At 42.7% G+C, this 13,213-nt stretch carries 12 protein-coding genes and 1 pseudogene; 10 read left to right on the top strand and 3 right to left on the bottom strand.

What is annotated here, in order from left to right:
• Together IQ224_RS16110 and hisB are read left to right on the top strand one after the other, a co-directional pair.
• Nucleotides 1–293: pseudogene (locus tag IQ224_RS16110) on the top strand (TonB protein); the annotation flags it as partial.
• 416 nt (nt 294–709) lie between these two features.
• Nucleotides 710–1,339, top strand: coding sequence for an imidazoleglycerol-phosphate dehydratase HisB (gene hisB, locus IQ224_RS16105; RefSeq protein ID WP_194033207.1), 630 nt, complete (start codon nt 710–712; stop codon nt 1,337–1,339).
• A 30-nt stretch (nt 1,340–1,369) separates the two neighbouring features.
• On the opposite strand, the gene thrC is transcribed toward hisB, so the two are convergent.
• Nucleotides 1,370–2,479, bottom strand: a complete 1,110-nt coding sequence (gene thrC, locus IQ224_RS16100) for a threonine synthase (RefSeq protein WP_061430419.1) — start codon at nt 2,477–2,479, stop codon at nt 1,370–1,372.
• 666 nt (nt 2,480–3,145) lie between these two features.
• Here thrC and IQ224_RS16095 point away from each other — a divergent pair.
• The gene (locus IQ224_RS16095; protein ID WP_036401705.1) at nt 3,146–3,916 is read left to right on the top strand and encodes a class II glutamine amidotransferase; all 771 of its coding nucleotides are present in this window, start codon (nt 3,146–3,148) and stop codon (nt 3,914–3,916) included.
• Nucleotides 3,917–3,918: 2 nt separating this feature from the next.
• Here the strand turns inward: IQ224_RS16095 and IQ224_RS16090 are convergent, their stop codons facing one another.
• Nucleotides 3,919–4,647: an ATP-binding cassette domain-containing protein gene (locus IQ224_RS16090; RefSeq protein ID WP_002745669.1), complete on the bottom strand. Its 729-nt coding sequence runs from the start codon at nt 4,645–4,647 to the stop codon at nt 3,919–3,921.
• Between the two features lie 75 nt (nt 4,648–4,722).
• Here IQ224_RS16090 and IQ224_RS16085 point away from each other — a divergent pair, with 75 nt between their 5' ends.
• Nucleotides 4,723–5,433 (top strand): Uma2 family endonuclease, encoded by a 711-nt coding sequence (locus IQ224_RS16085; protein ID WP_002745668.1) that lies wholly within the window; start codon nt 4,723–4,725, stop codon nt 5,431–5,433.
• A 531-nt stretch (nt 5,434–5,964) separates the two neighbouring features.
• Here IQ224_RS16085 and tnpA read toward each other — a convergent pair.
• Nucleotides 5,965–6,408 carry an IS200/IS605 family transposase gene (tnpA, locus tag IQ224_RS16080; protein ID WP_002740761.1) on the bottom strand — a complete coding sequence of 148 codons (444 nt, stop codon included), beginning with the start codon at nt 6,406–6,408 and terminating at the stop codon, nt 5,965–5,967.
• A 309-nt stretch (nt 6,409–6,717) separates the two neighbouring features.
• On the opposite strand from tnpA, the gene IQ224_RS16075 reads away from it, so the two are divergent.
• The 6 genes from IQ224_RS16075 to IQ224_RS16050 all read left to right on the top strand — a co-directional run.
• Entirely contained in the window at nt 6,718–10,704 is a 3,987-nt protein-coding gene (locus IQ224_RS16075; protein ID WP_194033206.1) for a magnesium chelatase subunit H, read from the top strand.
• A 60-nt stretch (nt 10,705–10,764) separates the two neighbouring features.
• Nucleotides 10,765–11,364 carry a hypothetical protein gene (locus IQ224_RS16070; protein WP_002745664.1) on the top strand — a complete coding sequence of 200 codons (600 nt, stop codon included), beginning with the start codon at nt 10,765–10,767 and terminating at the stop codon, nt 11,362–11,364.
• Between the two features lie 7 nt (nt 11,365–11,371).
• Nucleotides 11,372–11,785 (top strand): hypothetical protein, encoded by a 414-nt coding sequence (locus IQ224_RS16065; protein ID WP_036401699.1) that lies wholly within the window; start codon nt 11,372–11,374, stop codon nt 11,783–11,785.
• A gap of 46 nt (nt 11,786–11,831) precedes the next feature.
• Nucleotides 11,832–12,335: a hypothetical protein gene (locus IQ224_RS16060; RefSeq protein WP_002745660.1), complete on the top strand. Its 504-nt coding sequence runs from the start codon at nt 11,832–11,834 to the stop codon at nt 12,333–12,335.
• Nucleotides 12,336–12,343: 8 nt separating this feature from the next.
• Nucleotides 12,344–12,517: a type II toxin-antitoxin system HicB family antitoxin gene (locus IQ224_RS16055; RefSeq protein ID WP_002745658.1), complete on the top strand. Its 174-nt coding sequence runs from the start codon at nt 12,344–12,346 to the stop codon at nt 12,515–12,517.
• A 423-nt stretch (nt 12,518–12,940) separates the two neighbouring features.
• Nucleotides 12,941–13,213: transposase family protein (locus tag IQ224_RS16050; RefSeq protein ID WP_194032966.1), on the top strand; the 273-nt coding region annotated here is incomplete at its 3' end.

Below are 13,213 nucleotides of genomic sequence, written 5' to 3'. Positions count from 1 at the left end.
CTGAAACCCCGCTTCGTCCCAATCAAACCCCGCAGCCCGCCGTTAGTCCCCAACCGGATAACGTCAAGCCACCCGCAACCACAGGGACAAATCCACCCCAAACCCAGCCAGAACCGCCCAAAGAAGCGATAATCGAGGACAAAGCTCCAGAAACTCCGCCCCAAACCCCCGCTCTCAATCAGCCGGAGGTTTCCCCCGCTAGTCCCCCCACTAGCCAAAATCCTCAACCCGTCAGCGAGGAAGCTTTGCCCCCCGGTCCGCCGGCGGAAGCTAAAACTGAACCAGAAAGTTAGGCCTTTTCAGTTATCAGTTATCAGTTATCAGTTATCAGATGTGAGTTTTAAGTTCACTGATTACAAGGGCCGAATCTAAAACCTAATTTGTTAAGCTAAGTAGGGAGGTACAATTATTTGTAGGATGGGTTAGCGGTAGCGTAACATAATCGGGCGTTGGGTTTCATGCTTCAACCCAACCTACGTTCTTTTCAGTGATCAGTAATCAGTTATCAGATGTGAGTTTTAAGTTTACTATACCCCCCGCATAAGTAAGTTATCGAGCTGCTATCGGGTCAAGATATCTAAAAGCTCGGATAAATTTGACATAATCTTAGGTTTTGTGGGTAGGATAGTTGTTTCTTGTCTTCTATCTCCTATCTCCTGTCTCCTGAAAAGGAAAACTTCGTATCTCACCATTAAGATAACTGCTGCAAATGATTTCCACTTCCCATATCCCCGATTCTTTTGTCTCACCTTGCCGTCGCGCCTCGGTTAGTCGTACTACCAAAGAAACCGATGTAGAGGTGACGATCGATCTTGATGGTAGCGGCAATTGTCGCGCCCAGACAGGAATTCCCTTTCTCGATCATATGTTGCAGCAAATCGCCTCCCACGCTGCGATCAATCTCGATGTGCGTGCCACTGGAGATCTAGAAATTGATGACCATCACACCAATGAAGACGTGGGAATCACCCTTGGACAAGCTTTACTGCAAGCTTTAGGCGACAAAAAAGGGATCGTCCGTTTCGGGCATTTTGTCGCCCCTCTCGATGAAGCTTTAGTGCAGGTTGCCCTCGATTTTTCCGGTCGCCCCCACCTCAGTTATGGTCTAGAAATTCCCACCCAAAGAGTGGGAACCTACGATACTCAGCTAGTGCGGGAATTTTTCGTTGCTTTGGTCAATCACAGTCAAATGACCCTACATATTCGCCAATTAGACGGGATTAATTCCCATCATATTATTGAGGCTACTTTTAAAGCTTTTGCCCGGGCGATGAGTGGGGCCATAGCGATCGATCCCCGTCGCGCCGGTATAATTCCCAGTTCTAAGGGAGTTTTATAGAAGCACTGCTTAACCCGAATTAACGTTAGCTTAGAAGCCCATAATTTGAGCCACTTGGGTTAATTCGGGCGCAATCCCAGATTTTAGTTGATTATTGCTGTGTTTTACCGCCGAATCTGGGTCTTTTAGGCCATTTCCCGTTAAAACACACACTACGGTGGCCCCATCGGGAACCTGTTGATGCACTTTTAATAATCCTGCCACAGAAGCGGCGCTGGCCGGTTCACAGAAAACCCCCTCTTGGCCACCTAAAATCCGATAGGCTGCCAATATTTCCTCATCGCTGACCGCATGAAATTGCCCTTGACTAGCGTGACTAGCGGCCCAGGCTTTTTCCCAGTTAGCGGGGTTGCCGATACGGATAGCGGTGGCTAGGGTTTCGGGATGGTCAACCGGTTGTTTGGAGATAAAAGGGGCAGCCCCAGCGGCCTGAAAACCCATCATCTTCGGCAGCTGGTCGCATTTGCCTATCTGGTGATACTGACAGAATCCCATCCAATAGGCGCTAATATTGCCCGCATTGCCCACGGGAATACATAACCAGTCGGGGGCATTACCCAAGACATCGACAATCTCGAAAGCGGCGGTTTTTTGACCCTCTAAACGGTAGGGATTGACGGAATTGACTAAAGTTACGGGATAATTTTCTGATAGTTGGCGGACAATCTTGAGGGCATCATCAAAGTTGCCATTAATAGCGATGACTTCCGCTCCGTACAATAAAGCCTGGGCTAATTTTCCTAAGGCCACATAACCGTCGGGGATAATCACAAAGGCCCGCATCCCCGCACGTCTTGCATAGGCTGCCGCCGCCGCCGAGGTGTTCCCAGTGCTGGCACAAATCACGGCTTTTGCCCCTTCTTCTTTAGCTTTCGAGATGGCCATGGTCATGCCTCGGTCTTTAAAGCTGCCGGTGGGATTTAAACCATCATATTTGACAAAAACCTTGACATCGCGCCCGATTTGTGCTGAGAGATAGGGGGCGGGGATCAGGGGTGTATTGCCTTCTAGGAGGGTAATTACAGGGGTTTTACTGCTTACGGGCAGAAATTGGCGATATTCTTCGATCAAACCGCGCCAGCCGCCGATAGACGAGGATTTAGTGGGTGATTGGGGGATCGATCGAGAAATAATTGTCATAGCCTTAAGGATACAGATTTGATTAGATGGCCTAATTTCCTATTTTATCGAATAAGCAGGCCAAAAAATTAATCTCGATCGCCCAGTTGGGATTCATGGGGGTTAAAACAGGGATGCGGGAAGATAAAAGGCAGTAAAAGCCAATAAATGGACTTTTTAGGCAAAAAAATGTCATTTTATCGCTAAAAATCTGATTTTTTGCCTTTTTTGTCTTTCAGAGGTTGATTTAATTAGGGTTTACTGAATAAATCTAAAAACCTTGTTGGATAAGGCTTTTAGACTTTTTTTCCCTTAAAAAGTGCCGACCATTGGAGGGATCGGGGGTAAAATTTAGGTACTTTTTCCCTGAAAATTAGGTAACTGACCGTCTGAAAATGGGTAAAACCCTACACCCCACACCCGACACCCCACACCCTGTCCCCACGAAAAACTTTTTCAGCATACCCTAATTAGGATTGGCTGAATAAATCTAAAAACCTTCTGAAAATCGGTAAAACCCAACACCCACCAAGAAACTTTTTCAGTAAACCCTAATTAGCAGTAGTGCCAGATTAATTTCTTAGCTAGGATGGGCAAGAGGCAGCTGGAAGAAATTCTCCTGTCTCCTGTCACGGCTGCTGGCAGTAAATAATTTTCCACGCATCTGATGTTCAAACTCAAGCAACTATGTGTCAACTTCTAGGCATGAATTGTAATGTCCCCACGGATATCTGTTTTTCCTTTGAGGGATTTTGTGCGCGGGGAGGAAAAACCGACGAACATCGAGACGGTTGGGGAATCGCTTTTTTTGAGGGTTTAGGTTGTCGAACTTTTATTGATGTTAAACCCTCGATCGCTTCTCCGATTGCGGAATTAATTAAAAACTATCCCATCCATTCTACCAATGTTATCGCCCATATTCGCAAAGCTACCCAAGGAGAAATTAAACTAGAAAACTGTCATCCTTTTCGGCGGGAATTGTGGGGGAAATATTGGGTTTTTGCCCATAATGGTAATTTAGAAAATTTCTCACCGGCTGCGGGAGATTTTTATCAACCAGTTGGGGACACAGATTCGGAAAAAGCTTTTTGTTTAATTCTTAATACCCTGCGAGAGACTTTTCCCCAGGGCAAACCTTCCCTAGAGCAACTTTATCAAGTCCTAAAAACTATCACAAACTCTATCGCTTGTCAAGGAATTTTTAATTATCTTTTATCCGATGGTGAACATTTTTTTGCCCATTGTTCGACAAAATTAAGCTATATAATCCGTCAGTATCCTTTTGCCGCTGCTCATTTAATTGATGAAGATATTAGCGTTGATTTTCAAGTTTTAGCTCGTCCGGGCGATCAAGTGGCAATTATTGCCACTACTCCCTTAACTGATAATGAAGTTTGGACAACGATTAATTCAGGAGAATTATTAGTTTTTCAGGAGGGCGCAGCAATTTTAAGTTAATCTTACCAATTGTCACTTTGTCGAGATTTTTCTAAATCAATTAACTGAGTTTTTAACCCTAACCAATCTAATTGATTGGCGAGGCAATCTGATCCAATTTTTCCCGCTTCTAGATAAATGACTCGCTCGGCAAATTCCTCTAAAAAATCCAGTTGATGATTGACCATAATTATGGTCATTGAACTTTGATTATTTAATACTTCTAATAACCTGCTGGCCGTTCCTGTATCTAGAGCAGAGGTGGGTTCATCTAATAACAATATGCTCGGTTCTAACAGCAAAGCTCTGGTAATTGCCACTAATTGTCTTTGTCCTAAAGATAATTCTAACTCCCCGCGCTCAAACCACTGTTGAGGAATTTTTAATAGGGATGTCCAATGGTCAATTCTCTGATTAATTTCAGCAGGAGTAAGTTTTTTTAATTGCAAAGGATAAGCGAGGGCATCTCGAACGTTCATTCCTAATAACTTCGACTCTTGTAGCAATAAAAATATCTGTTGTCGCAGGGAAATAACCGGTATTTCCTTAATCGATTTACCTTGAAAATAAATATTTCCCGTGCTTGGTTCCTGCAAACGATTTAACAATCGCAAAAGAGTCGTTTTTCCTGCCCCAGATGCTCCGACAATAGCTAACTTTTCTCCTTGCTTGATGCTAAAAGTAATATCTTCTAACAGATAAGTACTGCCCCGTCGGATAGCTAAATTTACTTGCTCTAGTTCTAAAATCAAGATTGGTCTTTTCCTTACTTAGTTCAAACTTATTATATAATGAAAATAGCCCAATGAGTTCGGCAGGTATTCCCCATGGTTAGTCAAGTTAACAAAAACGAGATTATCTATCCTGAGAGCGACGGTAAACCGATGGCAGATAATACTAAACAATTTCACTGGATAGTGACGATTAAGCAGAATATCGACTGGTTATATATCGATGATCCCCAGGTATTTGTAGCGGGGGATCTGTTATGGTATCCCGTGGAAGGCCAGCCGAAAATTGCTGCCGCTCCTGATACGATGGTAGTATTTGGCAGACCGAAAGGCGATCGAGGTTCCTATAAACAATGGCAAGAAGATAATCTTGCTCCTCAAGTCGTCTTTGAGATTCTTTCTCCCAGTAACACCTCCATCGAAATGGCCAAAAAATTGCTATTTTATGATCGCTATGGAGTCCAAGAATACTACGTCTATGATCCCGATGATAATAGTCTAGAAGCTTGGCAGCGAATTGGTGACAGTTTAGACAGTGTTAGTGAGGTTAATAATTGGGTGAGTCCCCGTTTAGGCATTCGGTTTGACTTAACCGACGAGTTAAAAATTTATCGTCCTGATGGTACTCAATTTTTGTCCTACAGCGAAATTAATCAACTACTGGAGCAGGAAAAGCAACGGGCTGAAAATGAACGCAAACGGGCTGAAAATGAATGCCAGCGGGCTGAAAAGGCTAATCAGCAGTTAGTAGAAATGGAGGCAAAACTGCAAAAATATCGGCAACTTTTTGGGGAATTACCTAACTAGGGTCTGCTGAAAAAGTTTGTTGGTGGGGGCAGGGTGTGGGGTGTAGGGTTTTGCCGATTTTGAGGTAGTCAGTTACCTAATTTTCAGGGAAAAAGCCTAGGGATTTTACCCCCGATCACTCCAATGGTCAGCACTTTTTGAGGGCAAAAAAGTCTAAAAGCCTTATCCAACAAGGTTTTTAGATTTATTCCTGGACAGCAATTCTCATTTTAAGGTTTCATGACATTAAAACCCTTGCACCTAGAGGGGTTAATAATTCTTAACGAATCTCTAGATCGCTGAAACAACGCAAAATCGTTTCAAAATGAGAATTGCTGGCTCACCTCTTTGTAATAAACCTACACCTGTCAGAATAGGGACACGGAGTGAAGTCAAGTATTTTATAGAAAATTAATATAATTTAATTAATTACGTTGAATTAGTCAGATCCTAACCCTGATCATCTTTGAACAGCGACATCTCGTCTGAGGTGTTATCCAATAACATTTTTGTAAATGAACTACCCCGCCGCAAGCGGACGGGGTATCAGAATCAAAATAGACTCAATTGTAGATTTTGGTGTAGCTGCAGGTATTCTTTATCTTGTTCTTTTACATATCTCGCTATCATACCTTCATCCCCATGCTTTCCTACCGTACTTGCGTAATATCCATCACTCCAAAACTCTCCTCCCCACAACTGCTTTTTCACTTGAGGACACTTTTTGAAAATTTCTCTCGCCGTTATACTTTTAATCATTGTCACTATCCTTGTCACACTATAGGTCGGTACTGATTGCACCAGAAAATGCACATGATCTTTATCCACTCCAATTTCTACAAACTTTATCTCGTATCGTTTTTCCATCTCTAGACAGACTTCTTTCAACAAGCTATCTACCTGTTCGTCGAAAACGGCTTTACGATATTTGGCTGGGAACACTAAATGATATAGCAAAACACTTACATTATGGCTCTTATGGATGTATTCACTCATTTTTCTATTGTACGCCGCGAGCGGCGGGGAATTAGACCCGAAGAGATTAAAAGTCAATAGATTAAATATTAATTTTTGTAAAGGAAAGCCTGAGTAGTTACTCAAAAAGCTCTTTACCATCTGTTACAAAATATGGCAAGATATTTATCGAATTGTGTCAAAACCCAGAGTAAATACTCACTTGGGTGACATTTTCTGATACAAAACAGAAACATATATATCCAAATACCTTAAACAAAGGGCGATCGTCATCAGATGACGAAAATCACTTCATACCAGACTCAGCAATAATAAGGAGAACCATCATATATGTTCACTCACGTCAAGTCCACCATTCGTCATATAGTTCCCGACGGGTTGAATGGTCGATCGCTGGTCAAGGTGGTCTATGTCGTGCTAGAACCTCAGTACCAAAGTGCGCTGAGTAGTGCGGTCAGGGAAATCAACGCTAACAACCCAAAACTAGCGATCGAAATTAGTGGTTATTTAATCGAAGAACTGCGCGATGGGGAAAATTATCGCAATTTTCAGGAGGATGTGGCCAAAGCTAATATTTTCATTGCTTCTCTCATCTTTATCGAAGATTTAGCCGATAAAGTTGTGGCCGCTGTCAGTCCCCATCGGGATAAATTAGACGCGGCGATCGTCTTTCCCTCTATGCCCCAGGTAATGCGCTTAAATAAATTAGGCAGCTTTTCTATGGCACAATTGGGACAGTCTAAGAGTGTCATCGCTAACTTTATGAAAAAGCGCAGGGAAAACTCCGGCGCTGGTTTCCAAGATGCGATGTTAAAGTTATTGCGAACCTTACCGCAAGTCCTGAAATATCTCCCCATGGAAAAAGCTCAGGACGCACGCAACTTTATGTTAAGTTTCCAGTATTGGCTGGGAGGTTCCGCAGAAAATTTAGAGAACTTCCTGTTAATGTTGGCCGATAAGTACGTCTTCGATAACAAGGATGACAGCGTAGTTTACAAGGAACCGGTAGTTTATCCGGATATGGGTATCTGGCATCCTTTATCCATGAAAATGTTCGAGGATGTCAAGGAATACTTCGCTTGGTACAATAACCGCAGTGATATTGCCGATGACCTAAAAGACCCCTTGGCTCCCTGTGTTGGCTTAATTTTACAGAGAACTCACCTCGTTACTGGTGATGACGCTCATTATGTCGCTCTCGTGCAGGAATTCGAGTCTATGGGTGCGCGAGTCCTTCCCGTTTTTGCCGGGGGATTAGACTTTTCTAAACCGGTAGAGGAATATTTCTGGGATAAAAGCTTAAAAGGAGTGGAAGCGGTTGCTATCGTTGACACGGTAATTTCCCTGACAGGATTTGCTTTAGTGGGAGGTCCAGCGCGACAAGATCACCCGAAAGCGATAGAATCCTTAAAACGTCTCAATCGTCCCTATATGTGCGCGTTACCGCTAGTTTTCCAAACCACTCAGGAATGGGAAGAAAGCGATTTAGGTTTACACCCGATTCAAGTGGCGCTACAGATTGCTATTCCGGAATTAGACGGTGCGATCGAACCTATTATATTATCGGGCCGGGATGGGGCGACGGGTAAAGCGATCGCTTTACAGGACCGGATAGAAGCGATCGCTCAACGGGCGCTAAAATGGGCTAACCTAAGAAAGAAACCGAAACTCAATAAAAAAGTCGCCATCACCGTCTTTAGTTTCCCCCCCGATAAAGGGAATGTGGGAACCGCAGCCTATCTAGATGTGTTCGGTTCCATCTACGAAGTGATGCAAGCTTTACAAAATAATGGTTATGACTTGCAGGACTTACCCGCATCTCCCCGGGAACTGATGGAAGCGGTAATCCATGATGCCACCGCACAATACCATAGTCCGGAGCTAAATATCGCCTATCGGATGTCTGTACCGGAATACGAGCGTTTAACCCCCTATTCTGTCCGTTTAGAGGAAAATTGGGGACTACCACCTGGACATCTCAACAGTGATGGACAAAATCTATTAATCTACGGGAAAGAGTTCGGTAACGTCTTTATTGGGGTTCAACCTACCTTCGGTTATGAGGGGGATCCGATGCGTCTGCTCTTTTCTCGTTCTGCTAGTCCCCACCACGGTTTTGCAGCCTACTATACCTATCTCAATCAAGTCTGGAAAGCAGATGCGGTTCTTCATTTTGGCACCCACGGTTCCCTAGAATTTATGCCGGGGAAACAGATGGGAATGTCTGGAGAATGCTACCCCGATAACCTCATCGGGATGATTCCCAATCTCTACTATTATGCCGCTAATAACCCCAGCGAAGCTACGATCGCTAAACGTCGTAGTTATGCGGAAACTATCTCCTATCTCACTCCCCCCGCAGAAAATGCCGGACTTTACAAAGGGTTAAAAGAACTAAGCGAGTTGATCGGTTCCTACCAAACCCTGAAGGATAGTGGGCGTGGGGTGCAAATTGTCAATACCATTGTCGATAAATGTTTATTGGTCAATCTTGACAAAGATATAAGTTTACCTGATGGTGACACTGCCCATCTCAGTCAAGAGGAACGGGATAATATCGTCGGTTCGGTCTATCGTAAACTGATGGAAATTGAATCGCGCTTACTTCCCTGCGGACTTCACGTTATCGGGAAACCCCCCTCAGCGCTCGAAGCGGTGGCAACTTTGGTCAATATTGCCAGTTTAGACCGGGAAGAAGACGATTTACTTTCCTTACCCCGGATTATTGCTAACAGCATCGGCCGGGATCTAGAGGAAGTTTATCGCAATAGCGATCGAGGGGTGCTGGAGGATGTGGAATTACTGCAAAACATCACCCTCGCGACTCGCGCTGCCGTCTCCGCTTTAGTCGAGTCCCAAACCGACGGGTCAGGTCGGGTATCAATGCTTTCTAAGCTGAATTTCTTGAATATAGGCAAGAAATCGCCTTGGATCGAAACTTTACGGTCGATGGGTTATCCAAAAGTTGATTCGGAAGCGTTAAAACCCCTGTTTGAATACCTAGAATTCTGTTTAGAACAGGTTTGTGCCGATAATGAATTAGGGGCGCTATTAAAAGCATTAGAAGGGGAATACGTTCTTCCCGGTCCCGGTGGCGACCCCATCCGTAACCCCGGAGTTTTACCGACGGGTAAAAATATCCACGCTTTAGATCCCCAGTCTATCCCGACCCTAGCGGCGGTAAAATCGGCTAAAATTGTGGTAGATCGTCTGTTGGAACGGCAAAAACTGGATAATGGCGGTAAGTATCCGGAAACCATCGCTTGTGTTCTCTGGGGAACGGATAATATCAAAACTTATGGGGAATCCCTAGCACAAATTCTCTGGATGGTGGGGGTTCGTCCCCTTCCCGATGCTTTGGGACGGGTGAATAAGTTGGAGTTAATTCCCCTTGAGGAGTTAGGAAGACCGCGCATTGATGTGGTGGTCAATTGTTCTGGTGTTTTCCGGGATTTATTTATCAATCAGATGAACTTGCTTGACCAAGGCGTAAAAATGGCCGCGGAAGCAGAGGAACCGATGGAGATGAATTATGTCCGCAAACACGCTATTGAACAGGCAAAAGATATGGGTTTAACGGTTCGACAGGCAGCCACCCGCATTTTTTCTAATGCTTCCGGTTCCTATTCTTCTAACATCAATCTCGCGGTGGAAAATAGCAGTTGGGAAGAGGAAAAAGAGTTACAGAATATGTATCTCAACCGCAAGGGTTTTGCTTTCGATTCTGATAATCCGGGGATGATGGCCGATAATCGTCAGTTGTTTGAAGCATCCTTAAAAACTGCGGAAGCGACTTTCCAAAACTTGGATTCTAGCGAGATTAGTTTAACTGATGTTTCCCACTATTTCGACTCGGATCCGACGAAAGTTGTCGCTAGTTTACGCGATGATGGCAAAAAACCAGCGGCCTATATTGCTGATACTACTACGGCTAATGCTCAGGTGCGTACTTTATCGGAAACGGTGCGCTTGGATACCCGCACCAAGTTACTCAATCCCAAATGGTATGAGGGAATGTTAAGTCACGGTTATGAGGGGGTCCGAGAGTTATCGAAGCGTTTGGTTAATACTATGGGGTGGTCGGCAACTGCTGACGCGGTGGATAATTGGGTGTATGAAGATGTCAACACCACCTTTATTCAAGATGAGGAGATGTGTCAGCGTCTGATGAATCTCAATCCTAATTCTTTCCGCAAGATGGTGGGAACCTTGCTAGAAGTTAATGGTCGCGGTTATTGGGAAACTTCTCAAGAGAATTTAGACCGCTTACAGGAACTTTATCAGGAAGTGGAGGACCGTATCGAAGGAATCGAGTAGAATAGATATATAAGACTTGAGAGACTGGCTAATCACCGGTCTCTTGAGTTTTCAAAAAAGATGAAAAATAACTTTTGGGGGTTAATTTGGTCTAGTTTTAACGAAATTCAAGGGGTTTTACTCGGTCTTCTTGGATTTTTAGGAAGTATTGCTTTAATTCGTTATCCATTCAATACTTCTATTCCTCTAGATCTAGTAATTATTGTCAGTTTCTTCACCCTACTGTTTATAGCCACTTTGTTAAGTGCTGTTAACACGCTTCTTAGACAGAAACAAAAATTAGAGGCAGAAGTTAAGCAACTTCAGGAGGTAAACCAAAAGCTAGAGACTGAAATTAAACAGCGCATTATCCCTAAAATTCTAAGAGTTCAAAAGGATGCGAATAATAATATTCTATGCTTACTGGAAGCATCAGATTTATTCGCGGATGATATCTATATTTCTTTCTACTACACGGATGCTGACGGGTTTGAAAATTTAATTGCAATAGGTTTCGTAAACGTGATCCAAAGTGATGGAAAAATACAAGCTATTCTAAATCAGCCGTATCCTAACTATCAAAATATTATCGATGCCCTAGATGGAAACGATCCCAAATTAATTGAAAAAATAATCATCAAGCCTAGCATTCCTAGAAATTTCAATACCGGTCAACCCTAGAAGAAACATGGAAAACCTCACTGAAACGACATTATTATCGCCTAAAGGTACATTCCCCGCCCAGATAGTTAATATCCTTGATCCGTATCGATTAGTCATGAATCGAGGCGAACGAAATAGAATTAAAGTGGGTCGCCGAGTATTGATATATGGGATAAGCGAGGAAGAAATTATAGACCCTAATACGGGAGAATCTTTAGGTTATCTAGAAATTGTCAAAGGTACGGGTCGGGTCATAAATGTACAGGATAATATGGCTACGATCGAATCCGATAAAAAACAGACATTCCGAAGAAAGTTAGATAATTCAAATCCTTTTTATCTTCTGGCATCACCGAGAGAAAAAGCGGAAATCATTGAATTTGATGAACCAAAGCCATTTGAAAATCCTAAAATTGGAGATTGGGTTAAACCACTTTAGGAAAAACGGCTATGCAGATTATTTTTGTCTTGATGAAGTCAATATAATGGAAAACGTCACAGAAACTCCCCTTTTATCTCCTAAAGGAACCTTTCCAGCCACTGTCGTTAAGGTTATTGATGACTATAAATTAGTGATCAATAGAGGTGAAATTAGTGGAATTCGAGAAGGTCAAAGAATGTTAGTTTACAATACCAGCGAAGAGGAAATAAAAGATCTTCAGACTGGTGAGTCTTTAGGCTATCTTGACTTAGTGAGAGGGACGGGGACAATTACTTTTGTTCAAGAAAAAATATCGATTTTACAATCGGATAGAGCCAATAATAAAGGATCTAGATTGCTGGAGTTGTTGCTTAAAGAACAAGAAACCCCGTCCGATTTGATAGGAAAATTCATAAAAAGAGCCGTAGGAGCGAATTCTAAGAACGATAAAAAGCCAATATCCGAGCTAATAAATCGTGAATTGTTAAATAAACTGCTAGTATGGGAATTATCCGAAACGTTACCTTTTGAAAACCCTCAAATTGGCGACTCGGTTAGACCTATTTAGACCTATCGATGGAACAACCAATATTAGAATACTTTTTATCTCTTAAATATCCGATTTCAATTTATCCGGAAGAAGAAGGCGGATACACGGCACTAATTCCCAATCTACCCGGATGTATGAGTCAGGGTGAAACTTTAGAGGAAGTGATTATTAATATTGAAGAAGCGAGCGAATTTGGATAGAGACGGTTTATTTTGGTAGATCTTTTTGCGTAGGTTGGGTTGAACGAAGTGAAACCCAACAACTGAGGGTTTCTGTCGGGTTTCGTGACCTCAACCCGACCTACTAATTTACTACTTTTTTGCCCACAGGAACACGACAACGATAATCTAGATTGGCACGATAAGTCCCCCCTATATCTAGAACAGATACCAGACCATCCATAAAGTACCGTCTAGGAATAGAGTAATTTTAGGAAGAAATGTCACGATAGTATTTTTTTACCATAACACCCTCGTTTAAGTTATGCCTACCCCTTTATTAGACCTCTTGCATAATTTTTTTATGGTATAATGGAGGGTTTTGCTTTTTTCTCAATTCTTAGATTGAAGTGGAAAAAAGAATAAAATGTGATCTTAGGTCAGGAAATCATCTATAATTTTGCTATGTTTATTAGCAAAATTATGGATTATCAAAACTTATCAGATGAACAATTCAAACGCCGTTTCGGTGTGTATAAACAAACCTATAGAAAGATGGTAGAATCAGTAAAAAGTGTTGAAGCCGACTCTAATTCACCATCTAAAAGGGGACCGAAACCTAAACTATCTATAGAAGAACAAGTTTTAGTAACGTTAGAATATTGGCGAGAATATAGAACATATTTTCACATTGGTACAAGCTGGGAACTATCAGAATCAACTATATGTCGGATTGTA

This window comes from Microcystis sp. LEGE 00066, from assembly GCF_015207925.1.
Taxonomy (GTDB): Bacteria; Cyanobacteriota; Cyanobacteriia; order Cyanobacteriales; family Microcystaceae; genus Microcystis; species Microcystis ichthyoblabe_A.
This window is presented reverse-complemented; position numbering and strand designations above follow the sequence as displayed.

Excerpts from the sequence above, each read along its gene's own strand:
- hisB (WP_194033207.1), top strand. The coding sequence starts at position 710 with ATGATTTCCACTTCCCATATCCCCGATTCTTTTGTCTCACCTTGCCGT.
- thrC (WP_061430419.1), bottom strand. The coding sequence starts at position 2,479 with ATGACAATTATTTCTCGATCGATCCCCCAATCACCCACTAAATCCTCG.
- IQ224_RS16095 (WP_036401705.1), top strand. The coding sequence starts at position 3,146 with ATGTGTCAACTTCTAGGCATGAATTGTAATGTCCCCACGGATATCTGT.
- IQ224_RS16085 (WP_002745668.1), top strand. The coding sequence starts at position 4,723 with ATGGTTAGTCAAGTTAACAAAAACGAGATTATCTATCCTGAGAGCGAC.
- tnpA (WP_002740761.1), bottom strand. The coding sequence starts at position 6,408 with ATGAGTGAATACATCCATAAGAGCCATAATGTAAGTGTTTTGCTATAT.
- IQ224_RS16075 (WP_194033206.1), top strand. The coding sequence starts at position 6,718 with ATGTTCACTCACGTCAAGTCCACCATTCGTCATATAGTTCCCGACGGG.
- IQ224_RS16070 (WP_002745664.1), top strand. The coding sequence starts at position 10,765 with ATGAAAAATAACTTTTGGGGGTTAATTTGGTCTAGTTTTAACGAAATT.
- IQ224_RS16065 (WP_036401699.1), top strand. The coding sequence starts at position 11,372 with ATGGAAAACCTCACTGAAACGACATTATTATCGCCTAAAGGTACATTC.
- IQ224_RS16060 (WP_002745660.1), top strand. The coding sequence starts at position 11,832 with ATGGAAAACGTCACAGAAACTCCCCTTTTATCTCCTAAAGGAACCTTT.
- IQ224_RS16055 (WP_002745658.1), top strand. The coding sequence starts at position 12,344 with ATGGAACAACCAATATTAGAATACTTTTTATCTCTTAAATATCCGATT.